Source organism: Neisseria sp. P0009.S010, from assembly GCF_051958545.1.
Lineage (GTDB): Bacteria > Pseudomonadota > Gammaproteobacteria > Burkholderiales > Neisseriaceae > Neisseria > Neisseria subflava_A.
Genome location: NZ_JBQCVH010000002.1, coordinates 92,543 through 119,512 on the forward strand (window position 1 = coordinate 92,543; position 26,970 = coordinate 119,512).

General features: G+C 46.8%; 26 protein-coding genes, 1 tRNA gene and 1 riboswitch. Of the genes, 13 read left to right on the top strand and 14 right to left on the bottom strand.

Annotated features, from left to right (window positions below; translation table 11 throughout):
* Positions 1 to 171 precede the first annotated feature (171 nt).
* From ACTHSN_RS02180 to rlmD, 7 genes are all read right to left on the bottom strand, one after another.
* Positions 172 to 247: transfer RNA gene (locus ACTHSN_RS02180), tRNA-Asn, on the bottom strand.
* Positions 248 to 345: 98 nt separating this feature from the next.
* Positions 346 to 705 (bottom strand): roadblock/LC7 domain-containing protein, encoded by a 360-nt coding sequence (locus ACTHSN_RS02185; RefSeq protein WP_070460119.1) that lies wholly within the window; start codon positions 703 to 705, stop codon positions 346 to 348.
* Positions 706 to 744: 39 nt separating this feature from the next.
* A complete protein-coding gene (locus tag ACTHSN_RS02190) occupies positions 745 to 1,386 on the bottom strand; it encodes a peptidase M23 (protein ID WP_070460116.1) in 642 nt (213 codons plus the stop codon).
* Between the two features lies 1 nt (position 1,387).
* Entirely contained in the window at positions 1,388 to 1,924 is a 537-nt protein-coding gene (locus tag ACTHSN_RS02195) for a GTP-binding protein (RefSeq protein WP_003748733.1), read from the bottom strand.
* A 10-nt stretch (positions 1,925 to 1,934) separates the two neighbouring features.
* Positions 1,935 to 3,038: a response regulator transcription factor gene (locus ACTHSN_RS02200; protein ID WP_070460113.1), complete on the bottom strand. Its 1,104-nt coding sequence runs from the start codon at positions 3,036 to 3,038 to the stop codon at positions 1,935 to 1,937.
* A gap of 23 nt (positions 3,039 to 3,061) precedes the next feature.
* On the bottom strand, positions 3,062 to 4,537 hold the full coding sequence (locus tag ACTHSN_RS02205; protein WP_107792333.1) for a 23S rRNA methyltransferase: 1,476 nt from the start codon (positions 4,535 to 4,537) through the stop codon (positions 3,062 to 3,064).
* Positions 4,538 to 4,661: 124 nt separating this feature from the next.
* A complete protein-coding gene (gene rlmD, locus ACTHSN_RS02210; RefSeq protein WP_070460107.1) occupies positions 4,662 to 5,987 on the bottom strand; it encodes a 23S rRNA (uracil(1939)-C(5))-methyltransferase RlmD in 1,326 nt (441 codons plus the stop codon).
* Positions 5,988 to 6,126: 139 nt separating this feature from the next.
* Here rlmD and ACTHSN_RS02215 point away from each other — a divergent pair, with 139 nt between their 5' ends.
* The gene (locus ACTHSN_RS02215; protein WP_070460104.1) at positions 6,127 to 7,188 is read left to right on the top strand and encodes a L,D-transpeptidase; all 1,062 of its coding nucleotides are present in this window, start codon (positions 6,127 to 6,129) and stop codon (positions 7,186 to 7,188) included.
* Positions 7,189 to 7,283: 95 nt separating this feature from the next.
* On the opposite strand, the gene queC is transcribed toward ACTHSN_RS02215, so the two are convergent.
* On the bottom strand, positions 7,284 to 7,943 hold the full coding sequence (gene queC, locus ACTHSN_RS02220; protein WP_070460101.1) for a 7-cyano-7-deazaguanine synthase QueC: 660 nt from the start codon (positions 7,941 to 7,943) through the stop codon (positions 7,284 to 7,286).
* 3 nt (positions 7,944 to 7,946) lie between these two features.
* A riboswitch (PreQ1 riboswitch) is annotated at positions 7,947 to 7,992 on the bottom strand.
* Between the two features lie 71 nt (positions 7,993 to 8,063).
* Here queC and ACTHSN_RS02225 point away from each other — a divergent pair.
* Positions 8,064 to 8,663 carry a CDP-alcohol phosphatidyltransferase family protein gene (locus ACTHSN_RS02225; RefSeq protein WP_070460099.1) on the top strand — a complete coding sequence of 200 codons (600 nt, stop codon included), beginning with the start codon at positions 8,064 to 8,066 and terminating at the stop codon, positions 8,661 to 8,663.
* Positions 8,664 to 8,802: 139 nt separating this feature from the next.
* Here ACTHSN_RS02225 and ACTHSN_RS02230 read toward each other — a convergent pair whose 3' ends face one another.
* Together ACTHSN_RS02230 and ACTHSN_RS02235 are read right to left on the bottom strand one after the other, a co-directional pair.
* Complete coding sequence (locus ACTHSN_RS02230; RefSeq protein WP_440365076.1) at positions 8,803 to 10,449, bottom strand: Pycsar system effector family protein; 1,647 nt, start codon at positions 10,447 to 10,449, stop codon at positions 8,803 to 8,805.
* Between the two features lie 363 nt (positions 10,450 to 10,812).
* The gene (locus ACTHSN_RS02235) at positions 10,813 to 11,097 is read right to left on the bottom strand and encodes a PepSY domain-containing protein (protein ID WP_070460093.1); all 285 of its coding nucleotides are present in this window, start codon (positions 11,095 to 11,097) and stop codon (positions 10,813 to 10,815) included.
* A 440-nt stretch (positions 11,098 to 11,537) separates the two neighbouring features.
* On the opposite strand from ACTHSN_RS02235, the gene ACTHSN_RS02240 reads away from it, so the two are divergent.
* From ACTHSN_RS02240 to ubiT, 9 genes are all read left to right on the top strand, one after another.
* On the top strand, positions 11,538 to 13,280 hold the full coding sequence (locus ACTHSN_RS02240; RefSeq protein WP_070460090.1) for a bifunctional alpha/beta hydrolase/class I SAM-dependent methyltransferase: 1,743 nt from the start codon (positions 11,538 to 11,540) through the stop codon (positions 13,278 to 13,280).
* Positions 13,281 to 13,345: 65 nt separating this feature from the next.
* Complete coding sequence (locus ACTHSN_RS02245; RefSeq protein WP_234395985.1) at positions 13,346 to 14,632, top strand: phosphatase PAP2/dual specificity phosphatase family protein; 1,287 nt, start codon at positions 13,346 to 13,348, stop codon at positions 14,630 to 14,632.
* 2 nt (positions 14,633 to 14,634) lie between these two features.
* The gene (locus tag ACTHSN_RS02250) at positions 14,635 to 15,009 is read left to right on the top strand and encodes a hypothetical protein (RefSeq protein ID WP_070460084.1); all 375 of its coding nucleotides are present in this window, start codon (positions 14,635 to 14,637) and stop codon (positions 15,007 to 15,009) included.
* A gap of 63 nt (positions 15,010 to 15,072) precedes the next feature.
* Positions 15,073 to 15,780 carry a lysophospholipid acyltransferase family protein gene (locus ACTHSN_RS02255; RefSeq protein WP_070460081.1) on the top strand — a complete coding sequence of 236 codons (708 nt, stop codon included), beginning with the start codon at positions 15,073 to 15,075 and terminating at the stop codon, positions 15,778 to 15,780.
* Positions 15,777 to 16,766 carry a phosphatidate cytidylyltransferase gene (locus ACTHSN_RS02260; protein ID WP_070460078.1) on the top strand — a complete coding sequence of 330 codons (990 nt, stop codon included), beginning with the start codon at positions 15,777 to 15,779 and terminating at the stop codon, positions 16,764 to 16,766. Before ACTHSN_RS02255 ends, ACTHSN_RS02260 begins: the two co-directional genes overlap by 4 nt.
* A gap of 108 nt (positions 16,767 to 16,874) precedes the next feature.
* Positions 16,875 to 17,495 carry a DUF2238 domain-containing protein gene (locus tag ACTHSN_RS02265; protein ID WP_070460075.1) on the top strand — a complete coding sequence of 207 codons (621 nt, stop codon included), beginning with the start codon at positions 16,875 to 16,877 and terminating at the stop codon, positions 17,493 to 17,495.
* Between the two features lie 334 nt (positions 17,496 to 17,829).
* Complete coding sequence (gene ubiU / locus ACTHSN_RS02270; protein ID WP_070460072.1) at positions 17,830 to 18,837, top strand: ubiquinone anaerobic biosynthesis protein UbiU; 1,008 nt, start codon at positions 17,830 to 17,832, stop codon at positions 18,835 to 18,837.
* 10 nt (positions 18,838 to 18,847) lie between these two features.
* On the top strand, positions 18,848 to 19,765 hold the full coding sequence (locus ACTHSN_RS02275) for a U32 family peptidase (RefSeq protein WP_070460069.1): 918 nt from the start codon (positions 18,848 to 18,850) through the stop codon (positions 19,763 to 19,765).
* On the top strand, positions 19,752 to 20,198 hold the full coding sequence (gene ubiT, locus ACTHSN_RS02280; protein ID WP_049323906.1) for a ubiquinone anaerobic biosynthesis accessory factor UbiT: 447 nt from the start codon (positions 19,752 to 19,754) through the stop codon (positions 20,196 to 20,198). The genes ACTHSN_RS02275 and ubiT overlap by 14 nt, the downstream gene beginning before the upstream one ends.
* 136 nt (positions 20,199 to 20,334) lie before the next feature.
* On the opposite strand, the gene ccoP is transcribed toward ubiT, so the two are convergent.
* From ccoP to ccoN, 4 genes are read right to left on the bottom strand one after another with little or no spacing between them, the layout of a single operon-like run.
* Complete coding sequence (ccoP, locus tag ACTHSN_RS02285; protein WP_083290024.1) at positions 20,335 to 21,699, bottom strand: cytochrome-c oxidase, cbb3-type subunit III; 1,365 nt, start codon at positions 21,697 to 21,699, stop codon at positions 20,335 to 20,337.
* Positions 21,699 to 21,896 (bottom strand): cbb3-type cytochrome oxidase subunit 3, encoded by a 198-nt coding sequence (locus ACTHSN_RS02290; RefSeq protein ID WP_003748776.1) that lies wholly within the window; start codon positions 21,894 to 21,896, stop codon positions 21,699 to 21,701. The genes ccoP and ACTHSN_RS02290 overlap by 1 nt, the downstream gene beginning before the upstream one ends.
* A gap of 4 nt (positions 21,897 to 21,900) precedes the next feature.
* Positions 21,901 to 22,512: a cytochrome-c oxidase, cbb3-type subunit II gene (ccoO, locus tag ACTHSN_RS02295; RefSeq protein WP_063075589.1), complete on the bottom strand. Its 612-nt coding sequence runs from the start codon at positions 22,510 to 22,512 to the stop codon at positions 21,901 to 21,903.
* A 24-nt stretch (positions 22,513 to 22,536) separates the two neighbouring features.
* The gene (gene ccoN / locus ACTHSN_RS02300; protein WP_199900391.1) at positions 22,537 to 23,970 is read right to left on the bottom strand and encodes a cytochrome-c oxidase, cbb3-type subunit I; all 1,434 of its coding nucleotides are present in this window, start codon (positions 23,968 to 23,970) and stop codon (positions 22,537 to 22,539) included.
* Positions 23,971 to 24,302: 332 nt separating this feature from the next.
* Between ccoN and ACTHSN_RS02305 the strand changes: the two genes are divergently transcribed.
* Positions 24,303 to 26,054, top strand: a complete 1,752-nt coding sequence (locus ACTHSN_RS02305; RefSeq protein WP_070460061.1) for a M61 family metallopeptidase — start codon at positions 24,303 to 24,305, stop codon at positions 26,052 to 26,054.
* 78 nt (positions 26,055 to 26,132) lie between these two features.
* Entirely contained in the window at positions 26,133 to 26,573 is a 441-nt protein-coding gene (locus ACTHSN_RS02310) for a TIGR01244 family sulfur transferase (RefSeq protein ID WP_070460058.1), read from the top strand.
* Positions 26,574 to 26,970 lie beyond the last annotated feature (397 nt).

Genomic DNA, 26,970 nt, shown 5'->3' on the forward strand with positions numbered 1-26,970 from the left:
ATAAATATTATGTATAGCTAAAAAAATAAATGAGATATTTAAATATGCTGGTAGGCCGTCTGAAAATTGAAGCATTAACTGCAATCATCTCACCACGCATTATCAATATATTAAAAATACTAATAAATAGATAAAATAAAAACCACCATGTAACATGGTGGTTTTAAAATTTGGCTCCCCGACCTGGGCTCGAACCAGGGACCTGCGGATTAACAGTCCGTCGCTCTACCGACTGAGCTATCGGGGAATTAAAGATGGAATTATATAGAAAATATCAGAAACCTGTCAAGCAACAATCTATATAAAAACAAAAATATTTTTATATCTTTTTAATTTATAAAAATTTTATAAGATTTCAGCAATTTGTTTGGCTGCACGTTTCGCATCCAACAAAATCAAGCCCAATTTACCGCTTTCTTTTGCCATCAATACCAACACTGCATTTTCACCTGCTTGACTCAACAGAATATAGCCATTTTTACCTTTAACCATTACCTGATCCAACTCACCGCAAGCCAACTCATGTACGGAACGATTGCCCAATGCCAAAAGCGTTGCCGACATCGCACCTACACGGTCTGCATTCAAGTGGGAAGGCAGCATGGTTGCGATCGGCAGGCCGTCTGTAGAAATAACTGCAGAGGCAGTGATATCCGCAGAAGTATTGTTCAAATCGCTTAATACAGAGATTAATAGTTGTTGCATAGTCGCTCCATTCTAAAATAAATATCGGTCAGGCAAAAATCAACGGCTGCCGTATCGGTGATACAGCACTTTAACCAAAGTAACAAAAGCCTCTTTATTTAAGTCAGGCATTCCACCAATTACCAAAATCAGCTTGGTCATGCCAATATACAGGGGGAAAAAGGTCAATTCACTTTGGCCTGAAGGATCACAAATACCCCATGCGCTATTATTGATATGTAGGTTATTGCGAATCAAAAGACGGTGTTTGTCTTCCATTTTGGCTACTTCACTCGCCAAAAGGCCCAACTCTTCCGCAGCCTCGTGATGGAAATTGGCATTGGCAAAATACAAACCGTTTTCATCAGCCAATAAAGCCTTGCCAGAATTAGACAACTGTCCCAACAATGTAGGCAATTGCTCGTCAGTCAAATGGATATCGTCTGTACTGATTTCTTCATCACCATACAAAAATTCCAAGCGTTGGAGCCGATACAGCAGGTTCAAAGCAGTATTGATGTCGCTGGTATCCGCCCATGCCAAGATTTTTTCGCTGCTGATGGTTTCAGACGGCTCTGCACGCAACAGGCCATACAATAAAGTTCTGCTGGCACTGGGCGTATCATTTGAAACAGCATAATACGCACCCGCCGGTGTAATCTTAGGATATAAATTTGCTTGTAAAGAAAGTGTCGCTTCCATCTTATACCTCTAATCCGGGGTCAATTGAGAACAACATGGCAGTAACCAATTGTTTTACATCGTCTTCTCGACGCGCATCAATCTCAAAAACCGGGACATTAAAATTATTCTGTGCTAAATATTTTTGATAAACATCCACGCTTGGTAAGGATCGGATATCCATCTTTGTTACCCCTACAACCAGAGGCGCTTTTTTCAGCAACTCCCGGAATGCATCCAAGAAGAATTGCAGGTCTTTCAATGGATTGCTTCTTGTATTATCCAAAAGAAGCACCAAGCCCATACTGCCTTGGCTCAGAATTTCCCACATGAAATTAAAACGCTCCTGACCAGGCGTACCATACAGATGAACCTTGGTTTCCTCATCCAAATGAATGACACCGTAGTCCATCGCCACAGTCGTGTACCCCTTGCGGACAAGTGTCATATCGGATGCGGATGCATCGGTTTGAACTGGTGGTTCATCAGATAAAGCTGAAATTGCAGTGGTTTTACCTACGCCAACAGGACCGGTAAAGATAATTTTATTTTCTTTCATGACGTGTCCTTTACGATTTACCCAGCAACTTACGCATCAGGCGTTGCAACAGGCCGCGAGGTTGTTCTTTCGACGGACCGGCAATTTTTTGAGCCTCTTTGCTCATTGCTGTTTCAGGTACGTCTTTGCTATTCACATCAATCTGTTCATTCAACGAAGGCGTATTGTTCGCATCAGTTGCAAACTCTGTATCTGTTGCCAAAAAGCCTGTCATATATGTTGCCGATAAATAATTTAAAATATCAGGCATTTCTAAAGGCATAACTTTATAGAGGATGTTCAGATTAACAGACGTTTTTGTCAGAAATGCCGACAGACGCATAGATTCCGGAACATGTGCCAAACGGGTTAAGTTTGGCCACCGCTTGAGTGTAAAAACAGTTTGCGGCGTCATCGGATAAATCAGACGGCCTGATGCAGTCCAAATAGCCATTTGCCACAAGCATGACATAATGGTGACTTTGGCTTTTTCTTTCCATTGAGGATTATCAGGAACAGCCTTACACACGACAGCCAAGTTATCGTTCTTACACAATTTCTCCAACTCATTGGCAGTGACTGTCAACAGTACACGCTGAATACTAGGAAACACGATTAATATCGGCTTGCCTTCATGCAAGACGGCAATATCTTGGTGTCCTTGACTGGCAAATTTCAGCGCACCCAACAAGCCTTTATTTGGATTAAATCGGCGAATGGTTGCTTTTCTAGTGCCATCGGAATTTGATTGTCTTTTATTCTCTTCAGCCGCTTGTTGCTCAGACGGCTCAAAAACATTACCGCCTTGAGCCAGGCTGCGCAAAACAGGAAACAAGGTATCAAATTTGACCGGCTTAGCCAAATAAGGAGTCGTTACTGTCGGCAACTCGGAAGAAAACATAGCCACAGGTACTTCCGGATAAGTTTTCTTCGACTCTTTCCAAGCTTCTACACCTGCCGGAGTATCGGTATCAACCAATACCAAATCCGGTTTTTCATCAGAATCAGGGGAAACGATGACGTAATTCGTCGTATTGTGCATTTTAAATGCCATACGGAATACCGCCTGCTGTTGCTCACCCATCTCCTGTAACATAACCCGTATGGTTTTAATTTTTGGTAAATGATTATTCATCACTCGTACTTTCTACGATTATCTTATTTTTTTGAATATTGGTTCATTCGTTGCAAGAGACGACTCATTGCCAAGACAACCTCTTCAGGCAGGCTGACAACACGTTCACGCAACAAGCGCAGAAATTGTTCCAAACGTCCCCAATCTTCAACGCGTTCGTACAAATCAAACAAGATAATGTACAACTGCGATTCTTGAGGATACTGCAAAACAGCCTGTTCCAAAGTACCGATGGCCAAATCCAACTGACCATAGGCCAACAAAGATTCGACTTCTTTCACAGCTTCATCTGCAGGTGAAGAGCTCGCGCTGATGACTGAAGAGTCTTTTTGAACCAACTCACGATATTTGGCTTTCATCTGCAAAGAACTTGGCTGGATATAACCGCGTTTCAAGCCAATCTCTTTAATTTGCTGTTCAGACGGCCCTTTTTCCAAATCATCAAAAATTTCGTGATAACCAAGGCTATAACCCCAACCAAGCATACGTTCTTTTACTTGACGGCCATATTGACCCAAAGAGTGGTAAAGCTTCCACAGATGCTTGGCAAACTGCCCTACTTCTTCATTCTGATAATCCAGACGCAAGGCATCGATAATGAGACCAGCAGGTTTCGCAGAAGTTTGGATTGCTTTGTTGTATTGATGCAAAGCAGTCTCGTAGCTAATCTTGTCTTTCAGGATTTTTGCACTACGTTCCGGCTTGGCAAAACCAATAACTGCCCCCATCTCTTCAGGGCTGATTTCGCCAAAATCTTTCTTGCCTAATACGATAGGCGCACGGTTGCCCATACCTGGAACGACAATGCGTTCAACCGAGTCGTTCTCAAAGGCAATATGCTCGTCGGAGGCAACTTCCAAACCGCTTTGCTCGCCAATTTGACGATCGACTTCCTGCATATTCCAACCGAGATGATGCTCGGCAAAAACACGCAGGCGCAGGTTAGTAGAATCCAAAGCCAGACCGGCTTTCAGGTATTCGGCTACGCTGTCTTCAGAAAGGGAAGCACTATGACGCTCAAGCGTATCCGCCAGCATGTCGATATTGCCGACTCGCAGATTCAAACCAATTAATTCATGAACCAGTTTTTCCGGAGCGCCGTCCTCCAACGTATTGAGATAACCGGCCAAAGACTCTGCAGCCTTACTCTCATAGCCGAACTGTTTATAAACCTGATATTCGGTCAACGGATCGACTTCTTGCGCGGAGACAGAAGCTGTTGCATCGTTTGATCCGCTTCCGCCCCATTCCCAGTCTTGATTATCCGCATTGGAAACTGTCTGGTTGACTTTCTCAATCCAGTCGTTTCCATCCTCAGAGGAGGCTGTATGAGCAGCAGATGTACGGCCGCTTTTTGATGCATGTGCGCTTTGTTTGTCTGAATTGTTACTTTGTTTATGACGAACAAAAACCAACACCAGCAAAAAAAGCACCAGCAAAAGAATAGTTAAAAGTTGATAGTTCAAGAACACCTCCCGGTCTTGTGCTGCAAACTGCATTTATTAACATCTGTTGCTTTACACGCAACTTCAACGCTATTAATTCCCCAAACGAATGATGATAACATGAACGCACCCATTTTCACATTAGAAACCCTACCCCCATAAAGGACTTGATACCAATTTACAACTCAAACACACCAATGGATTCAACATGCGAGGTTTGTGCAAACATATTCATGATTCCTACCGCCTTAAACTTATAGCCCTTATCAACCAAGACACCGGCATCTCGTGCAAATGTTGATGGATTGCACGAAACATACACTATCTTCTGAGGCAAAAACGGCTTGTGTAGCGATTTGACAACAGCATAAGCCCCGTTTCTCGGAGGATCCAGCAACATCTTGTCAAATTGCCCCCACGACTCAACAGTTTTTTCATCGGTATCGAACAAGTCTGCAACAGAAAACGTCATATTCTCGGCACAACGATTCAGGCGTGCATTTTCCCTTGCCCTATCGACCAAATAATCGGCACCTTCAATACCGACAACCGATGCACCACTTTTTGCCAGCGGCAAACTAAAATTGCCCAAACCGCAAAACAAATCGGCAATCCTCTCCCCTTTTTGAGGGTTTAAAAGCCTGACCGCCCTTGCCACCATCACTTCGTTCAATTGCGCATTAATCTGCGTAAAATCACCCGGCTTGTAAGGCATTTCCACATCAAATTGAGCAAAAGTATAGTTCAGGGCAGGCGCGTTCTCAGGGTAAAACGGCAAAGACTCGGCATGATCCTGCAGCCATATTTGCCATGCCTTTTCAGCACCCGACAATATCTTATCAAACCAATTACGCAATTCGCTTAATATTTGTCCAAACGGTTGATTTACGAAACGAATGTTGAATACGGTCACATTTTTTCCGCAATAAAACTCAACAAATTTCACTTTCACACCGTCATCATGCAGCTTTTGCAGCAAATTGCGGACATCAGGCAACCTATCGGACACATGCTTAGGCAAAATATGGCAATGGCGGATATTGACGACATCATGGCTTTTTTTGGCCTGAAAACCGAGTTTCAGACGGCCTTGCTTATCCATCGAAACACTTAAACGTGCTCTATCGCGATAATACCAGGAGTAACCATATAAAGGGGGCAAAATTATCTCAGGCTTGACCTTACCTATCCGTTCCAACTGCTCTTCCAAAATCCGTTGCTTTAATGCAACTTGCGCGCCAAAGGAAACATGTTGAAGCGAACAACCGCCACATGTATCAAAATAGCAACAAGCTGGCTCAATGCGTTCGGAAGAAGGTTTTAAAACCGTTTCGACCTGAGCTTCTGCAAACTGCTTTTTTTCTTTATGAATGGCAAACGTTACACGCTCTCCGGGCAGCGCACCGCCGATGAATACAGTCTTCCCATCGACTCTGGCAACACCCCTGCCCTCATAATCCAAAGAAAAAACTTCCGCCTCTTGATACCGTTCTTTCACACTCATACCGTTTCCGTCAGACAGCCGCTTACCGGCCGTCTGACTGTCTTCCAATACCGAAAGCGCATATTTTCTCACAAAAACACAGAGTTTCAGGTATCATGCGCCAAAAACTTTCATTTCAATCCCTACAAAAAAAGACGACATGAAAAAATTATTCCTTGGCCTGACAGCTGCCCTTCTGACCTCGGCCACTACTGCAAACACACTTATTCCAGACGTCTCCCCCGCCTCTTCCGGACAACACGTCGTTATCAATATTACGCAACAGCGTTTGTTCCTCTACGACAACGGCAAACTGAGCAAAATTTATCCTGTTGCCGTCGGCAAAGCCATGACCCAAACCAATCTAGGCGAACATAAAATCGGCGCAAAAGCCTACAACCCGGTTTGGCACATCCCTAAATCCATCCAAAAAGAACGCAATGACGGCGTAAAAAGCGTACCTGCCGGCCCAAATAATCCGCTGGGCCCGGTATTTGTCCGTCTTGGTGACCCTAAATTGAGCCTTGGTATCCACGGCACCAATGCCCCTGCCAGCGTACCCGGCGTCCGTAGCCATGGTTGCGTGCGCATGAAATCGCCTGACGCATTGGAATTCGCCAAAACCATCGCAACAGGTTCTCCTGCCTCCGTTATCTACCAAATGGCGAGCCTGAACGAAGATGCCAACCAAAACTTGTGGCTGGCTGCCTATCGTGACCCATACGACAAGAAAAACCTTGATACGGCTGCCCTGAAAAAAAGCATTGCCGCCTGGGCAAAAGCGCACGGCAAAACCATTCCTGCCGCACGTGTGGATGCAATCCTGAAAGGACGCACCGGCGCAGCAAACTGTCTGACCTGCGCCAAAGGTGTGAAACTCAAATCGCCTTTGAAGTCTTTGGCATGGACCAGCGGCACGGATGCTTACAGCAAACCTAAAGTCATGCCGAAACCGGCTCCTGCTAAAGATGTGGTATTGCCTCAAGGAACTGAAATCGAAGTCGATGCTACCGACGATACAAACAAGGCAGCATCCGAACCGAAACAAAGCGTTCGTCCGACTCCGGTGAAACCGGCAAAACCTGCTGCCAAACCGGCAACCACTCCGGCCGATACTCCTGCTTCTGTGCCTAAAGCCGCTTCCGAACCGGCTACTACCCCTGCCTCTTCCCCTGCGAAAGATGCTCCGACAAGCAGCGAACCTGCAGATTTGTTGTTCTAAGCAGAACAAAATACATAGCCAAAGGCCGTCTGAAATGAATTTTTCAGACGGCCTTTTCGTACAACTGGATATTGGAAATATATGCCCCTCTTAATTCAGACGGCCTTTTTACTTTCCAAATATTCCGACAAACCGCACTCGCGCAAAATACAGCTTGGGCATTCATGACAACCACCAACCACGCCGTTATAACAGGTATGCGTGTGCTCGCAAATATAATCCAATGCACCCATTTCATCTGCCAGCGCCCATGTTTGCGCTTTGGTTAAATACATCAAGGGCGTGTGGATTTGAAAAGCGTAATCCATGGCCAGATTCAGCGTGACATTCATCGACTTGACGAACACATCGCGGCAGTCGGGATAACCGGAAAAGTCGGTTTCGCACACGCCGGCAATGATATGGCGTATCCCCTGACCTTTGGCGTAAATAGCGGCATAAAGCAAAAACAAAGCATTGCGTCCATCTACAAATGTATTAGGCAGGCCGTCTGAAGCTGTTTCAATGGATGCCTTATCATCCATCAAGGCGTTATGCGTAATCTGTTGCATCAGGCTCAAATCGAGTACTGTCTGCTTCACGCCCAAATCTTGGACAATCCAACGCGCGCGCTCCAATTCGATGGCGTGGCGTTGCCCATACTGAAAAGTGATGGCCTGCACATTCTCACGGCCATATGTTTGAATTGCCTGAATCAGGCAGGTTGTTGAATCCTGCCCACCCGAAAAAATAACGAGTGCCTGCTGTTTTTCCATAGTAAATTCCTAGTTTTGTTAACGCGGGAGGTTTGCGAACCGCGTGATTCGAAGATTGACGGATTATAACGGATTTCGTCTATAATCACGGCACTTCATTTTCTTTTATATAGCATAATTATGAGCATCTACGCCCTGAAACCAAAATTTCAAAACCTGTTGCGCCCCATTGTTAAGCGACTGTATCAAAAAGGCATTACTGCCAATCAGGTCACTCTGTTTGCCTGCGCCGTTTCCATTTTGATCGGTTTGCTTTTAGCATTGTTTGCTAGTGTATCCACATTATTCTGGCTTTTGCCGATTTGGTTGTTCGTCCGTATGGCACTGAATGCGATGGACGGTATGCTGGCACGGGAGTTCGGCCAGCAATCGGCATTAGGTGGTTATTTGAATGAAATCACCGATATTGCCGCCGATGCTGCTTTGTACCTGCCTTTTGCCTTTATCGCACCCTTCGGCGGCGTGCAAATTGCCCTGTTTATTTGGCTGGCGGCAATGACCGAGTTTTGCGGCGTTTTGGGACAAGTTCATGGCAACGGACGTCGTTATGACGGGCCATTCGGCAAAAGCGACCGCGCATTCTTTATCGGCGCATTGGCCGTATGGTATGCAATCGACGGTAGCTTCCATTCGACTTTCTATATCCTTATGTGGCTGGCCTGTGCGGCATTGGTTTATACCTGCTACAAACGTGTCATCAATGGCTTGAAGGCCGTCTGAAACTTGTCCACGTTCTTGGGTTAATCATTATTAATTAGAGTATTTAAACCCATCAACCTGTTTTACTGAAAACAAAAAGGCCGTCTGAAACCATAAACTATCGGTTTCAGACGGCCTTTTATTCAGTAGCCAAGATAACTTACTGTTTACCCAGTTGACTGTAATCTACCAACATATACTTGGCAGTAATTTTCTGCGAAGCATTACCTTCGTCACCCATCAGAATCATTTGAGGCTTGCCGTTAACGGTAATCGAATCGACGGCTTCAACGTTGGTGATGTGTTGCAGATTAGGCAGAGAGATTTTTTGCGGTTCATCAGTCGGATTACCGCTCCAAGTCCACAGTTGTGAGAATTTCTGTCCATTCTCATCCTTCACTTCATTGGCAATCACGTAGGTTTTCAACACAGGATCATAGTTGAGGGAACGGATACCGCCGCCATCAATATTAATCACGGCCACTTCATCAAACTCAGGTTTGGCATTGCGCTCAAATACATCTTTCGGATTGCTAATAAACGCGACCAACGCCATGTTGTTGAACTCAGGATCACGGAATCCCAAAACGAGACGTTTTTTCACCGGATCAAACGCCATGCCCTCAATATTGATTTCTTCAAAAGACACTTCTGCCTTGGTTCGCTCGCGAATTAAATCATGCAGTTTGTGATCGGTTTCCAAAACCTGCGTCAGATTGTCGTAGCTGGTCAGCCCCAACACATTGCCGTCTTGGATTTTAAAGCGCATCAGGTGTTCGCGGTCAGGCGAGCGGTTGCCTTTACGGGTGCGCGAGTGTGAAGTCATAGCGTAGATAAAGCCTTCATCGTCACGCGCTAAAGCTTCCAAGTCGCTGAGACGGCGTTTGAAACCGGTAATCACGCGTGTATCCAATGCCTCGTCTTCCACAAACCTGCCGGTTTTATCAATGCTGATGATACTGAACGCATGGTTTGGTTCGTCTTCCGCGATCAGCAACTTGCCGTCCGGAAGCTGTTGTACGGCAGAAGGTTCAAATACGCCGTTAAACATATTGATACCCAGCGAACGCAGCTCTGCCGCGTTGTTGGCCGGAGGCATCAGCAATGACGGCAGTGTTTTCACACCGATAAATGCCGCCAACGAAGCCAGCAAACCCCAGCGGAATACTGCATAAGATAAGTTAATGTATTTAAACTGTTTATCCGCCAACAAACCGAGCCAGTAAAGATGGTCGCTCATCTTTTGATAGACTTGTTTACGGTCGCCCATAATTTCCTGCATCATTTCCCAATATTGATCTTTTTGCAGCTTCACACGGTCTTCATAAATCAAAATATTGGGTTGGCTGCCGCCAAAAAAGCGCGTTTCGGTACTGCTGAGGCGGGTTTTCAAATCCCTCAGCTTAGAACGGCCGCGGACAAAATCCTTAAACCATGTACGCGCCGCCTGCATTTTGCCGATACGTTCAGGAGAAGCAGAAAGCAATGCAAACACGATAGACGCCGCGGCAGTAATCATAAACGTACTGGCCGGAATCAAAAATTCGGGCGATGATGAAAAAATAAACGCGCCCGAAATCATCAGCGCAGAAACAATAAAACCATTCAGCGAAATCATAATATTCGCTTTGGTTGCCGCCAGCGCCAACAATTCCATCTCTGAGCGTACGGCGTTGCGGAACATGGTTTCCACGCCCTTATTCGTACCCAACAGATCAGACGCATTCAAATCCTCGGCTTTATTTTTTTTCTTTTTCGCCTTGTCTTTTTTACGTTTGGCCTTCTTCTCGTTTTTTTCAGACGGCATCTCAGGATGTTCAACCACTTCCTGAATTTCTACCGCTTCAGCCACAACCTCAACTTCGTTTTCAACAACGCCGTTTTGCTTGTGATCCCACAAATCAACATCCTGTTGGGATTCTGCAGATGTGCCGTCGTTTAAAGGTTTTTCTTGGTCGCCCATCTGCTTCGGCTGACCATCTTCCTTCCAATCATTCAAACTCATATCATGACTCCCGACATCAAACACTTTGAACTACATGGAAAATAAAAAACATATTTAGTTCATTTGTTTTAGGTAATTTACATGCTGTTTACATTCTTTAAATTCCCAAATAGCAAACTGTCGCAGGACCAAAAGCCCTGCGACAATCCACTTTATATCAAAATATTAATAATCGATGCGCTCTTTGATAATTTGCAAATCAGGATACGACAAAACAATGTCGTACTCACGGCCATTTTTAAAAGCCTCAACCTCCAACACAGGCTGACCTCGACGGCTATCGGCATCAACATCGTGAACTTGATAGCCGCGTTGTTCCAACATTCTTACGGCTTTAGCACGGTTTTGCTCGAAGTTTTTGTCGCTGTAGATTTTGTGTTCGATGTAATCGCTGGCACCGGCAGTAGCAGCAGACAAAGCAACGATGGCGGTCAATAAGAATTTTTTCATGTTTGATTTCCTTTTAGAATGTGTATTCGGGTTTCGATGGATGTATTAAAACATGACAAAATTAGCAGTTAATTAGTGCTTGGTTAAACGTAGTAAAGGCCGTCTGAAAACTGTTCAGACGGCCTAAGTGATGCCCTTTCAAAAGAAATAAGAGAAAAAATTTGGCAACAATATGATAACGATAAGTCCCATCTGACTGTATTTCGTAAATTAATTGCGAAAAAACGAGTTTATGATGATATGTCGGTAGTAATTTGTAAGGTTATCCAAACACCCTCTATCTAACCTTTTAACAATCACTGTCATCGGTTTTAAGTAAAATTTGGAATCATCTTTTACCATTTCTCTCCATCATTGCATTTGTCCGTCTATCGGATAGTCATTGCTTTTATTTGATATGCCATGATACTGTTTAAAAACATGACTATTAGGAGTTTCTCATGTCCGAACAGCAAAAATACTTTTCTACCCAAGACGGTACTTCGCTTTTCTACCGCTATCGCCCTGCTGCCGATGGTTCTTCCGACAAAGCCATTGTGTTGTTCCATCGCGGACATGAGCACTCCGGCCGGATGATGTTTGTGGCGGACGAGTTGGGTTTTGATGATTTTGCCTATTTCGCTTGGGACGCGCGTGGTCATGGTTACAGCCCCGGTGAACGCGGCGATAGTCCGAGTATTGGCACTTCGGTTTCAGACGTAGATGATTTTATCCGACACATTCAAAGCGAATACGGTATCAAACCTGAAAACATCTGCGTGATTGCGCAAAGTGTCGGTGCGGTATTGGTTTCTACTTGGTTGCACGATTACGCGCCGAAAATCCGTTGCGCCGTATTGGCTTCGCCTGCGTTCAAAGTCAAACTCTATGTTCCGTTTGCCCGTACCGGTTTGAAAATTAAGCAAAAATGGCGTGGCAATTTCTTTGTCAACAGCTACGTCAAAGCCCACTATCTGACCCACAATGTCGAACGTCAAAAAAGCTACGACAATGATCCGCTTATTGCCCGCGCTATTTCTGTGCGCATCCTGCTGGGTTTATATGAAGCGGCCGAACGCGTCGTTGCCGATGCACAAGCGATTACTACGCCTGTACAACTGTTGATTTCAGGCAGCGACTGGGTTGTTCATCACAAACCGCAACACGATTTCTACAACCGTTTGGGCAGCCATATTAAAGAGCGCCATATCCTGCCCGGTTTCTACCACGATACTTTAGGTGAGCAAAACCGTGAAATCGCTTTTGTTGAAATGCGCCGTTTTATCCGCGAGCGTTTCAATCAGCCTTTGCAACAAGTCGATCTGACTCAATCGCACTTATTTGGAGACAGCCGTCGTGAAGCCGACGAACTGGCTACGCCTTTGCCTGTTTGTTCGCCTCGTGGCGCATTTTGGGCGACATATCGCGCCTCGCTCAAACTGGGTTCGCGCTGGAGTGAAGGTTTGAGAATCGGTCAAGAAACAGGTTTTGATTCGGGCAGCACACTGGATTACGTCTACCGCAATCAACCGCAAGGCAGCAACGCTTTCGGTGTATGGGTGGACAAGTACTATCTCAACGCCATCGGCTGGCGCGGTATCCGCCAACGCAAAGTCAATATCGGCAAAGCCATTCAGACGGCCTCAGCTAAATTGCGTGAAGCAGGCAAACCTGTACACGTTTTGGATATCGCGTCCGGTCATGGCCGCTATGTATTGGATGCCCTGACTGCCGACACATTGCCTGATTCCGTACGCTTGCGCGATTACAGCCCGATTAATGTCGAAGCCGGACGCAAACTGATTGCCGAGCGCGGCTTGCAAAACACGGTAACCTTCAATGAAGTCAATGCCTACGACCGCGCCAATTATCACGATTTACAGCCTCGTCCAACGCTGGGCATCGTCTCCGGCCTACATGAATTGTTTGCCGACAATGATTTGATTTTGAACTCGCTCTACGGCTTCGGAGAAGCCATCGAAACCGGCGGCTACCTGATTTACACCGACCAGCCGTGGCATCCGCAACTGGAAATGATTGCCCGTGCTCTGACCAGCCACAAAGCAGGCAGCCCAAACTGGGTAATGCGCCGCCGCAGTCAGCAGGAAATGGATCAGTTGGTTGAAAAAGCCGGTTTTGAAAAAATCCATCAATGGATAGACGAAGACGGTATTTTCACCGTGAGCTTGGCAGTGAAGAAATAAAAATAAAGGCCGTCTGAACAATTTTTTAACTTTCAGACGGCCTTATTTAAACCATGTACCTATCCATGAAACCTACCCTCAAAACCTCCCTACTCAAGCTGATTTCAGTCGGTATCCTGTTCTACACCAGCTACGGCCTATCCAATCATTATGCGGCATCGCTGGACTATGTGCCTGAAATCGCTTTTGCATGGGAGAGCAATATTCCGTTTTGGGCATGGACGATTGTGCCTTATTGGTCGCTGAACCTGATGTATGCTGCGGCATTTTTTCTTTGCCGTGATACACATGAACAAAACCGATATGTAGCGCACCTCGTAGCCGCCCAACTGATTGCGACTGCTTGCTTTGTGCTGTTTCCGCTGCGTTTCGGGTGGCCTAAACCGCCTGCCGATGGGCTGTCAGGCTGGCTGTTTGATTCATTGGCTGCATTTGATTTGCCATACAACCAAGCGCCATCTTTGCATATTGCGTTGGCAATTATCGTGGGTGCATTTTATTGGACACGCTTTCCCCAAATCCGCCTGCCGCTTTTCTTATGGCAAAGCCTAATTGCCTTGTCGGTACTGACGACTTATCAACATCATTTTATTGACGTGCCGACCGGAGCATTGCTCGGCTGGCTGGTGTTGTGGGCTTTCCCACATCAGATGACTTCGCCGTTAAAACTTAGCTCGAGTGATGTACACTCAAGAAATATTGTGCTGCTGTATTTACTTGGCGCGTGTTTGACGGCGTTGCCTGCGCTGCTGGGTGGCGCGTGGCTGTGGTTGATATGGATGAGCGTGTCTTTGCTGATGGTGGCCTTTGCCTATTTGACTGGAAATGCAAACATATTCCAAAAACAGGCTAACGGTAAATTATCGGCGGCAGCGACGGTTTTGCTGTTGCCTTATCTGGTGGGCGTACGGCTCAACATGGCGTATTGGTTACGCGGTAAGGCGAAAATGGCACAAGTCCGCCATGATGTATGGATTGGGAGCGTTTTGGGTATTTCAAACCATCTGCCTGCCGTATTGGATGTATGCGCCGAATATCCCTGCTGTAGCTATCAGGGAGAATATCGCGCCCTGCCTTTACTAGATATGGTAACGCCGTCTGAAAATGATTTGGTTCAGACGGCCTTGATATTGGAAACCTTACGCCAAAAACACGGCAAAGCGCTGGTATGTTGCGCTTTGGGTTATGGAAGAAGTGCCGCAGTGGTGCTGACGTGGCTGCTGGTCTATGGTGGCTGCAAAAACTTGGCGCAAGCGAAGGCCGAACTCAAACAGGCTCGGCCGCAAATGGTATTATCACCGACCGCCGCCCAAGCAGTCGAAGCTGCAGCAAACCGTTTAAAACAAGGATAATGATGGACAACGCAACCGATAGCCGTATTACTGCCCACCTGCTCTCTACCGCACATTATGTTGCCGCCTGTAACGCCTTGCTGCTCGCCTTGTCGGCAAAATATGGCGGCGTATGGTTTGCGGTGCAACTTTTCTTGGCAGCGGTTTTGTTGTACTGCCATATCCGCATTCACTTCGACCGCCGCGTGTTCGAAGACTTTGCCGACAACTGTTACTCTCCTGAAGACTTCGACCACGCCTTACAGCAAAACGGTTTGCGTCAAATTTCAGGCAGCCGTACTTTGCCCCAACGGATAAACGGCGCACTTTCCTTATGGCGCAAAAGCTTATACCTGACCGCCGTACAATTTTTAATTTTGCTTATCCAAAACATTTGATTATTTTTGCTGATTTACCCAAACCAAATCCTTAGCGGTATCTCATTTCAAAAGGCAGAAACAATGAAAAACTTCCTCAAAAAACAACTTGCCTGGCTGACCGACCAAGCCTTGTGTCTGTCGGTCTCTTTTCTTACGGGCGTACGCCCTAAAAGCCCGCGCGAGCTGACATTCAATCAGCACCAAAAAGTCTATTACGCCAATCACGGCAGCCATGGTGATTTTGTATTGGTGTGGATTTCCCTGCCCCGCCGCTGGCGCTTGTCCACGCGCCCTGTCGCCGGTTCGGATTACTGGCTGACGAGCAAACTCAAACGCTTCATCATTCAAAATGTTTTCAATGCCTTGCTGATTCCGCGTCATAGCGATAATCCGCAAGCAATTACCGAACAGATGAAAGACGCGCTGAACGCAGGCGATTCCTTGATTATTTTCCCTGAAGGCACGCGTAATACTGACGATAACACTATCCTGCTGCCGTTCAAGTCCGGCATTTATCATCTGGCGAAAAGCAAACCTAATACCGAATTTGTGCCGATTTGGATAGATAACATCAGCCGCGTACTGCCCAAAGGCAAAATCCTGCCTATCCCGCTTTTGTGTGAAGTCCATATCGGACAGCCGCTTACTTTGCAGGAAAACGAAGACAAAGACAGTTTTTTGACACGCAGCCGTGAAGCGCTGTTGGCACTCAGGCCGTCTGAAAATGACCGCGGCGAGCTTCGCCAAAATGAACCTGAAGTTCAGCAAAACAAAGGAGGACAAGCATGAGCCTTTCTACGACTTCCCAACAAATCATCGTCGAACAAGCCGCAGCTCATCTGACTCCGCAAGCCAGCTATATTTTTGTCGGCGTATTTGCCGTATTGTGTTTTGCCAGCATCATCGGACAATGGTTCAAGCGTAAAAACGGCGCAGATAATGCCACCATCGCCAACCTCAACGCCCGTATTTACGCATGGTGGCTGATGACGCTGGTGTTGCTGGGGGCGTTTTGGTTCGGCAAAATCGGGACGGTTGTACTGTTTTTCCTGATTTCATTTGCCGCACTGCGCGAATTTATGACCCTCGTCTATCGCCGCCGCAGCGACTATTACAGCATGGTAGTCTGCTTTTACCTGCTTCTGCCGGTGCAATACTATTTCGTCTATGACGGCTGGTACGGCATGTTCAGCATTTTTATTCCGGTTTACGGCTTTTTGATACTGCCGATTATTGCCAGCCTCAGCGGCCAAACCGCGCACTTTTTGGAACGCGCCGCCAAAACGCAATGGATGGCGATGATTTGCATCTTCTGTCTGTCTCATGTTCCGGCGCTGATGTTTCTGGACTTGGACGGCTTCGATAACGGCAACAATATCCTGTTGCTGATCTTCCTGATTGGCGTGGTGCAAGTATCGGATGTGTTGCAATACGTTTGGGGCAAACTGATTGGCGGTGCAAAAATCATGCCTTCGCTTTCGCCGTCAAAAACCATTTCCGGCACTGTCGGCGGTATTTTGTCGGCCACAGCCATTGCCGCGCTAATGGCGCCGATTACGCCGTTCTCCCACGGCCAAGCGGCCGTTATCGGCTTTATCGTCTGCCTGATGGGTTTCTTTGGCGGTCTGGTTATGTCTGCCATCAAACGCGATTACGGTGTCAAAGACTGGGGCAATATGATACGCGGCCACGGCGGTATGCTTGACCGCGTGGATTCGATTTGTTTTGCCGCACCCGTGTTTTTCCACATCACCCGTTATTTCTGGAACGGCTAAACTTCAGGCCGTCTGAAAGCTGTTTTCAGACGGCCTTTAATGATCGAAACTTCCAGTTCTACCAATTCGTTATACAATACGTAACCATTGTTATTACATACACACAACATGAATAAACCCTCTCCAATCTTTCCCATTTTTCTTGCTGCAATTATCTTCGCCCTTATTGTTTGGTCAGGCATTAATCCTCATGACCGCGCAGTCTGGTACGCCGAAATTATCCCCGTAGCATCCGTATTCTTCCTTCTGGTTGCCACCTACCGCATTTTCCGCTTCAGCAACTTGGCCTACTTATTCATGAGCTTCTGGCTGATTATGCATTCCATCGGCGCATACTATACTTTTGCCGATGTGCCATTTGAATCCATCAACCGCTTTGTCGAACCGATTTTGGGCGAAAACCGCAATCATTACGACCGTATTGCCCATTACATCATCGGCTTCTACGCCTACCCGATGGCCGAATGGCTGCTGCGCCGCAAGCTGTGCAACCTGCTGTTGGCCTTATTTTTCTCCCTATTCTTCATTATGAGCGTTGCTGCAGCCTATGAAATCATCGAATGGCAATATGCCGTCATCGACGGCGGAGAGGCCGGATTGGAATTCTTGGGTTCTCAAGGCGATATTTGGGATGCGCAAAAAGACATGCTTGCCGATACTTTGGGCGCGTTAACCTCGCTGTTTATTTTTGTGTTTACCCGCCCCGATAAACGTTTGGGTTCCTCTTAAATATATCTCTTTAAAATAAAAGGCCGTCTGAAACCAGATTTTCAGACGGCCTTTTTTCATTTTTCTATTGTTGCTATTGTAAAAATTAATAAATGCGATAGTTAAAAACATAAGCTGATTTTGAAACAAAATCCGTCATCAAAATTTTTAAGCACATGAAATATATAAAAAACCATGTCTGTTAAGATTTTGTAAACAATATGCCTACGTCAACCTAAATTTTTCGATTTGATTTAAATCAGCATATCTTGTGTCATTAATCCATAAAATATCCGGAATTCTACAAAATATTGATTAACCTGATAGATGTTATCATTAAGATGAGAAACACAAAATGCAGAAAATTCCAGAATTAGTCTGCCCAGCCGGCAACCTGCCTGCACTGAAAACCGCTGTGGATAATGGTGCGGACACGGTTTACATGGGTTTGAAAGATGCGACCAATGCACGAAACTTTCCGGGATTGAATTTCGATATGAAATCGGCACGGGAAGGCGTAGCTTACGCCCATGCGCGCGGACGCAATGTACTGATGGCCATCAATACATTCGCACAAGCCGGCCAAGTGGAGCGTTGGCACGCTGCTGTGGATACGGCGGCAGATTTGGGTGCCGATGCAATTATTGTTGCCGACCCCGCCATCATGGCGTATGCGGCAGACAAACATCCGAATTTACGCCTGCATATGTCAGTACAAGGTTCGGCCACCAATTACGAGGCCATCAATATGATGAAAGAGCTGTTCGGCATCCGTCGTGCCGTTTTGCCGCGCGTGCTGACCATCGATCAGGTCAAACATGTAATTGACAATACTGATGTGGAAATTGAAGTCTTTGGTTTCGGCAGTTTGTGTGTGATGGTGGAAGGCCGTTGCATCTTGTCGAGCTATGCAACAGGCGAATCGCCCAATATGCAAGGTGTCTGCTCTCCGGCAAAATCCGTCCGCTGGGAACAACTGCCCGACCGCATGAACGTACGTCTAAACCAGGTATTGATAGACCAATACAAACCCAATGAACCGGCAGGTTATCCAACCTTGTGCAAAGGCCGCTTTGAAGTCAATGATGAAACCTACTATGCCTTGGAAGAACCGACCAGCCTGAATGTTTTGGAAATGTTGCCCGAACTCATCAAAATCGGTGTGTCCGCCATCAAAATCGAGGGACGCCAACGCAGCCCGATGTATACGGCGCAAGTAACCAAATCCCTCCGCCAAGCACTGAATGCAGCCGCAGCCGACCCGTCGCATTTCAAAGTCAATCCGTCCTGGAACAATGCCTTGAGCAAAGTTTCGGAAGGTCATCAGACAACTTTGGGCGCATACAACCGCCCATGGAAATAAGGGGAAGAAAATGAATTCATTGAAATTGTCGCTGGGCCCTATTTTATTTTTCTGGCAAAAAGAAGCCCTACTGGAATTTTACGTTTCCATGCTGGATACGCCGTTGGACACTGTTTATTTGGGTGAGGTAGTCTGCTCACGCCGTCAGAAAATGCGCTTTGCCGACTGGTTCGGACTGGCTGAAGACCTGGCAGAAAGCGGTAAGGAGATTATTCTTTCTTCACAAGTCCTGCTCGAAAGCGAATCCGATCTGAAACGCCTGCGCAAAATTACGGAGCAGGGAAAGTTTAAAGTTGAAGCCAACGACATGGGTGCGGTCAAATTGGCACGCAAACACGGCATCCCGTTCGTTGCCGGTGCAAGCCTGAATATCTACAACGAAACCACTTTAGACGTATTCCGAAAATTAGGGGCATTCCGCTGGATTACACCGTCCGAGCTGAGCCGCGATAAGGTTGCCGAAATCATCAAGGCTTCAGACGGCATTGAAACCGAACTCTTCGCTTGGGGCAAAATGCCGCTTGCCTATTCATCACGTTGCTTTACCGCCCGCCATTACAATTTGAATAAAGACAGTTGCGAGTTCCGCTGCCTCGACCACGAGCACGGTATGGCCATGAATACGCGAGAAGGCCAGCCGTTTCTCACCATCAACGGCATCCAAACCATGTCTTACGGCTGCCAAAACCTACTGCCCCACCATGAAGACTTGAATAAAATCGGCGTGAATATGCTCAGACTGTCGCCACAAATGCACAGCATGGCTGAAATTATCCAAATTCACCGCGATGTATTGGACGGAAAAGCCACATGGGAAGATGTCCGCCCCGAGTTGGAACGACTGACTACCGGAACACTGGTTGACGGCTATTGGCGCGGTCAGCCCGGTATTGAAACCGTGAAGGAGGCATATTATGGCGCTGCCTGAAATCATATTACCCAAATGGATGGCAAAAATCGGTACCAAACTTCCCGGCAAACCTCCACGCTTTGTTTTGGTCTCCGTATTGAATACCATGCTGAAAAAAGGTTTACTACCTGCCGATATGGAACTTTTTGCCGGAAGAAAATTCGAAATCGAAGTTTTGGATGCCGGTATCAAAGTGCGGTTTAGTGCCGATACGGAAAAATTCCTGGACGACAACTTCAGCGGCGCCCCCGATCTGAGGCTGGCCGCCAACGGTATAGACTTCATGCGCATGATGATGCGCGAGGAAGATCCCGATACCTTATTTTTCAACCGTAAATTGCAAATTGAAGGCGATACGGAACTGGGGTTAATTACCAAAAACTTACTCGACAGCGTCGAGTGGCCTTTCAGCGAATGGTTCCTGAAACGCAGTACGTCCACTTTGGATTGATTAATTTTGGTTGAACCAAGAACAAAGGCCGTCTGAATGTTTCAGACGGCCTTTTGTATGTTTCTTCCATACGGTTTTATCAAACATAAAAAAAGCGTACCTAGAAAGGTACGCTTTTTTTCAATCTAACTCAAAATTAGAATTTTGCGCCAGACTCATTTGCCATAAAGTCAACAGCTGCTTTAACTTCATCATCGCTCAGGCTACCATTGCCACCTTTAGCCGGCATAGAATTAAAGCCTTCGATAGCATGTTTGTGCAGAGTGTCTTTACCTTGTTTAATGCGAGGAGCCCAGTCTTCTTTTTTACCTACGACAGGAGCGCCTGGAATCAAACCGCCATGACATGTTTTACAGTTGGCTTCAAAAACAGCTTTGCCGTCTACCTTAACCGGAGCTGCTTCTGCTTTTTCAGCAGGTTTGGCTTCAGCAGCAGGAGCAGCTTTAGCATCTGAAGCAGCTTTAGCATCTGAAGCAGCTTTATCGGCAGCAGGAGCCGAAGCAGCCGCTGGAGCAGAAGCATCGGCAGGTTGAGCTGCCGGAGCAGGCTCGGCTTTTTTAGCAGGAGCTTTTTTACCGTCTTTGTTGGACAAACCCCAAACATAAGCGGTCATGATGTGCAGCTTGTCTTTGTCGAGGAAGTGACCCCAAGCAGGCATTTGGCTGCTGCGACCGTTGGTAATGGTTTCGGTAATCGCTTTTTGAGTACCGCCCCACAACCATACATCGTCGGTCAGATTCGGGCCGAGGCCTTGGATACCTTGACCTTTGTCGCCGTGACAAGTGAAACAGTTGGCAGGTGGGCCGCTAAACAAGGCTTTACCGCGTTCTGCACGTTCTTCGTCGTATTGACCTTTAGGTTTAGAAAGGGACATAACATACTGTGTTACATTTTTCACGCCTTCTTCACCCAAAGCAGGACCCCATGCAGGCATGGCGGCAGTACGGCCTTTTTCAATGGTTTCCTGAATTTTTTCAGGCTCGCCACCCCACAACCAGTCATCGTCAGTCAGATTTGGGAAGCCTTTAGAGCCTTTAGCATCTGAACCGTGACATTGGATACAGTAGGTATTGAAAAGGTTTTGACCAATGGCACGTGCTTCAGGATTTTTAGCCACTTGGTCAATCGGCATATTGGAAAATTTAGCATACACTTTACCGTATTGCTGATTGGCTTTGGCAACTTCTTCTTCATATTGACCATGGCTGCTCCAGCCCCACAGGCCTTTGTAATCGCCGATACCTGGATACATAATCAGGTAGCCGACGCCAAACAGCCATGTGCAGACATAAAGCCAAAACCACCAACGTGGCAGAGGGTTGTTGTACTCCGAAATGCCGTCCCACTCATGACCTGTGGTTTTTACTTCTTCGCCTTTTTTAGGGCGTTTCACAACGTTTTGCGAAAGCAGAAGCCAAGCCAGGCCGATGAAGCTGAGCACGACGATAACGGCAATATATATACTCCAGAAACTACTGGTAAATTGGGATGTTGTGTTCATTATTTTGCTCCGTGATCACGGACTGACTGAGCTTGATCGTCCTTTTCAGACGGCCTTTGTTCGTCATTATCGAAAATACTGCTGGCTGCATCATCATAGTTTTTCTTATTGCGTCTATTGAACACAATATAGAGGACTAAAATAAAGCTGATGAATACCCAAACAGTAAAGAGCGAGCGAGCCCAGTTAGCGTCCATGATGTTACCTTACGTTTTTCAATGCCAAGCCCAAGCCTTGCAGGTAGGCGATAACAGCGTCCAGCTCTGATTTGTTGGCCAGCATTTCAGGTGCTTTGGCAATTTCTTCATCGCTGTAAGGTGTACCCACTTTACGCAGGGCTTTCATATGCGCCACAGTTGCCTCGGCATCGACTTTATTGCGTGCGAGCCATGGAAATGCAGGCATATTGGACTCCGGCACAACGTCGCGCGGGTTCAGCAGGTGGATGCGGTGCCACTCATCAGAATAGCGACCACCGACACGAGCCAAATCCGGACCGGTACGTTTAGAACCCCATTGGAACGGATGGTCATAAACAGACTCACCGGCAACGGAGTAGTGGCCGTAACGTTCAGTTTCTGCACGGAATGGACGAATCATTTGAGAGTGGCAGTTGTAGCAGCCTTCGCGTACGTAAATATCACGACCGGCCACTTGCAAGGCGTTGTATGGTTTCACGCCTGGCGCAGGTTCAGTAACTGCCTTGGAGAAGAACAGCGGGACAGCCTCGATCAGAAGGCCGACGCTGACTACAAGCAGGGTGAATACAATCAGTACACCAACTTTTTCTTCAGCTAATTGTTGCAATTTCATTTTGGTAGCCTATCTTTCTTATTATTAGTGGTGTTGGGTTTGAGAAACCGCAGGAATCTCAGCATCAACCGCTTTACCACTGATAGCAGTACGGTAAACGTTATATGCCATGATGCACATACCGCTCAGGTACAGAAGACCGCCGGTGAAACGAATCATGTAGTAAGGCATGGTACGTTTTACAGATTCGACAAAGGAATAAGTCAGTGTGCCGTCTTCGTTCAAAGAACCCCACATCAGGCCTTGCATCACACCGGCAATCCACATCGCGGCGATATACAGAACCACACCGATGGTTGCAATCCAGAAATGCGCTTCAACCAATTTGGTGCTGTACATTTCGTTTTTACCGAAGAGGCGTGGGATCATGTAGTAAACGGAACCGATGGTTACGAAGCCTACCCAACCCAATGCACCGGCATGAACGTGCGCAACAGTCCAGTCAGTATAGTGGCTCAGAGCGTTAACTGTTTTGATAGACATCATCGGGCCTTCGAAGGTAGACATACCGTAGAAGGACAGAGATACGATCAAGAATTTCAAAATCGGGTCGGTACGCAGTTTGTCCCATGCACCAGACAGAGTCATGATACCGTTGATCATACCGCCCCAAGAAGGTGCGAACAGGATCAAAGACAATACCATACCCAAAGATTGAGTCCAGTCAGGCAATGCGGTGTAGTGCAAGTGGTGTGAACCAGCCCACATATAAGTGAAAATCAAAGCCCAGAAGTGAACAACGGACAAGCGGTAAGAGTAAATAGGACGGCCTGCTTGTTTTGGTACGAAATAGTACATCATACCCAAGAAGCCGGCTGTCAGGAAAAAGCCCACCGCATTGTGGCCGTACCACCATTGAACCATCGCATCAATCGCACCTGCGTAAACCGGGTAAGATTTCATCAAACCGGCAGGGATGCTGATATTATTGACGATGTGCAACAGCGCAACGGCCAAGATAAAGCCGCCGTAGAACCAGTTGGCAACGTAAATATGTTTGATTTTACGTTTGGCAATCGTACCGAAGAATACGATGGCGTAGGCAACCCACACCAGCGTAATCAAAATGTCGATAGGCCATTCCAACTCGGCGTATTCTTTACCTTGGGTGTAACCCATAGGCAAGCTGATGGCCGCAGCCACGATAACAGCCTGCCAACCCCAGAAGGTAAATGCAGGCAGCCAACCGCCAAACAGACGGGTATTACATGTACGTTGAACAACGTAGTATGATGTACCGATCAAACCGCAACCGCCGAATGCAAAAATAACCGCATTGGTGTGCAGAGGACGCAGGCGACCGAAGTGGAACCAAGGTCCGATATTGGATAAATCGAGGGCCGGAGCAAAAAGCTGGGCAGCGACGATAACGCCGACCAACATGCCCACAATACCCCAAACTACAGTCATGATGGCGAACTGGCGCACCACTTTGTAGTTATAAGTTTGTGTGTCCATGGAAGTCTCCATAAATTATGGGTATAAAAAATTTTTATCTCACCCCAACCCCTGCATTTACGAAAAGCGCAATACGGCCAAGGCTCAAATTTTTCTAAATTTAACATAGACACCACAACATGCCAAGCAAAATTACATTCCACATTGCATAAAATATTTAGTAAGACATAAATTCATTTCTTTTATAATCAATAAATTATTAAAACATACGCATTAAATCAGACGTGGTATTTTTTCAAGCCCCCTTTTTCATACAGTTTTATTGATATAGATTAAGCCCACCCCTTAAACCCCCTTATTCTTAATAAACTTTAGCAAATTAACCAATAGTTATGATTAATTACAAAATTACTCCCAACTTTCTGTCTCATGAATGGCACATCACCTTATCATTCACTCAAACTGATGATTCAGAAACAGAAATCAGCTTACCCAACTGGGTTCCCGGCAGCTACCTCATCCGTGACTTTGCCCGCCATATCACGCACATCAGCGCGCGCTGCAACGGCAAAGCCCAGCTGCTGACACAAACCAGCAAAAACCATTGGCAAACCCCTGCTCTCAGTGGAGAGTGGGAAATTTACTACACTGTTTACGCATTCGACTTATCAGTTCGCGGCTCGTTCCTCAGCACCGAGCGTGGCTTTTTCGACGGCGCATGCCTATTCTTAAAAGTACACGGACAAGAGGAACAACCGCACCAAGTCGAATTTCCTACCCTGCCACACACATGGCAGATAGCCACAACCCTGCCACAAATTTCGGCGACCACTTTTCAGACGGCCTCATATGCCGAGCTTATTGATCACCCTGTTGAAACAGGCATCATCGAATTCCTCGACTTTGAAGCACAAGGTATTCCCCACCGTATTGCATTAAGCGGTATCTACCCCGATTTCGACCTCACCCGCTTCCTCGCCGATATTCAAAAAATCTGCGAAACCGAGTTGGCGATGTTCCCTTCCCCTGCCCCGTTTACCGAATACCTTTTCCTACTACATCTGGGAGACAACCTCTACGGCGGACTGGAACACATCAGCAGCACCGCCCTACTCGCCGACCGCCACAGTCTGCCATCTTACGATATGGGCGAAGCCGACAAAGCCTATACCGAATTACTCGGTCTATTCTCCCATGAATACTTCCACGCATGGAACGTCAAATCCATCAAACCGGCCGTCTTCGCACCTTACAATCTCGACCAAGAAAACTATACCGAGCAACTTTGGGCATTTGAAGGCATTACCTCCTACTACGACGACCTCTTTCTTGCTAGAAGCAAAACCATCAGCCCCGAAGCCTACCTTACCCTGCTTGCACAAGGCATCACACGCGTACAGCAAACACATGGCCGTCTGAAACAAACACTTGCCCAATCCAGTTTCAGCGCATGGGACAAGTTCTACAAACAAGACGAAAACAGCCCCAACGCCATCGTCAGCTACTATCAAAAAGGCGCACTGGCCGCACTTTGCCTCGACCTCATCATCCGTGAGAAAAGCCAAGGCAAATACACCCTCGACAGCGTGATGCAGCAACACTATCTCGATTGGTGCAACACCCATCAAGGCATACCCGAAAAACACTGGCAATCCCGTTGCCAAGAAATGACCGGTTTAGATTTAGAAACCTTCTTTCAGACGGCCTTATACAGTACCGATGATCTTCCGCTCGCAGAATGCCTGCAAAGCGTAGGTGTCAAACTCGACTTTATTCCCCTACCACGCCAGCACGGCGGAGCATTTGCCACCGAACCCCAATCGGTTGCCCCCGCCAACGATTTGGGCGCACGTTTCAAACAAAACAGCGATCATGCCGTCCTGACTCATGTATTTAATGGCGGTAGCGCAGAAAATGCCGGACTCTGCCCGCAAGATAAAATCATCGCCTTAGGCGGCTATGCCTGCAACGACCTTGCAGCGCAGTGGGGCAAACTGCCTATCGGCACGCGCACCACCATCCATTTCTTCCGCCAAGGCCTATTGCGTGAAACCAGCATCACAGTTCAAGCAGCAGAAGCCAATACTGCCCTGCTGCACATTACCGATCGCCAAAAACTCGAAAACTGGTTGTACAATCATTAAATAAAACTTCAAACGGCCTGCCACTTCCTAGGCCGTCTGAAATCAACATATCCATTTAATATAAAGAAAGGAAAAACTATGCCTATCCGTAAACTGACCGACACCCTCTATATCGCCCCTCAGCTGACCGAAGCCGACGTCCAAGAAGCCGTACGTCTCGACATCAAAACCATCATCTGCAATCGCCCGGACGGCGAAGAAGAAAACCAACCGGCTTTTGCCGAAGTACAAAACTGGTTTAAAGAGGCTGGCATCAACCAATTTTCCCACCAGCCCGTCGTTGCGCCTCAAATCACCGTAGCCGATGTTGCAGCCTTCCAAAATCTGTTGCAACAATCTCCGGCTCCCATTCTTGCCTTCTGCCGCACCGGCACTCGCTGCTCCCTGCTTTGGGGTTATCATCAAGTGCAACACGGCGCATCTGTAGCCGAAGTAGTTGCCGCAGCCGAACAGGCAGGCGTCAACCTCAGTAACTTTGAAGCCCGCCTGCAAGAAGCCAAAGATAAAGGTTTGGCTTAATACTTTATTTATATACTAAGTAGCAGCCTTCAAACCAATCAGGCCGTCTGAAACCCATTTTTCAGACGGCCTAATGACTTTTATTCACAATCAAACCTTATTTTTAATTTATTTCCACTATCCTAAAAATATATTTTCTAAATCAAGCCCGAATTGACCTGTATCAATACCCTAACCCTATTTTCATTTATAATGCCTTTCAATGCTTCAGGGTCAAGCCCGAATCATCCAGTTTTCCTCTATAAGAGCCAGCTCTCTTATTAAATGATTTTTCTTTCCTCTTGATGTGTGTGTGTTTGGGTGTGGCCGAAAGCCACCCCCTTTTTTTTATACCTACCCTCTTTAAGGCCGAGACCTTTGCAAAATTCCCCAAAATCCCCTAAATGTCTTGGTTGGA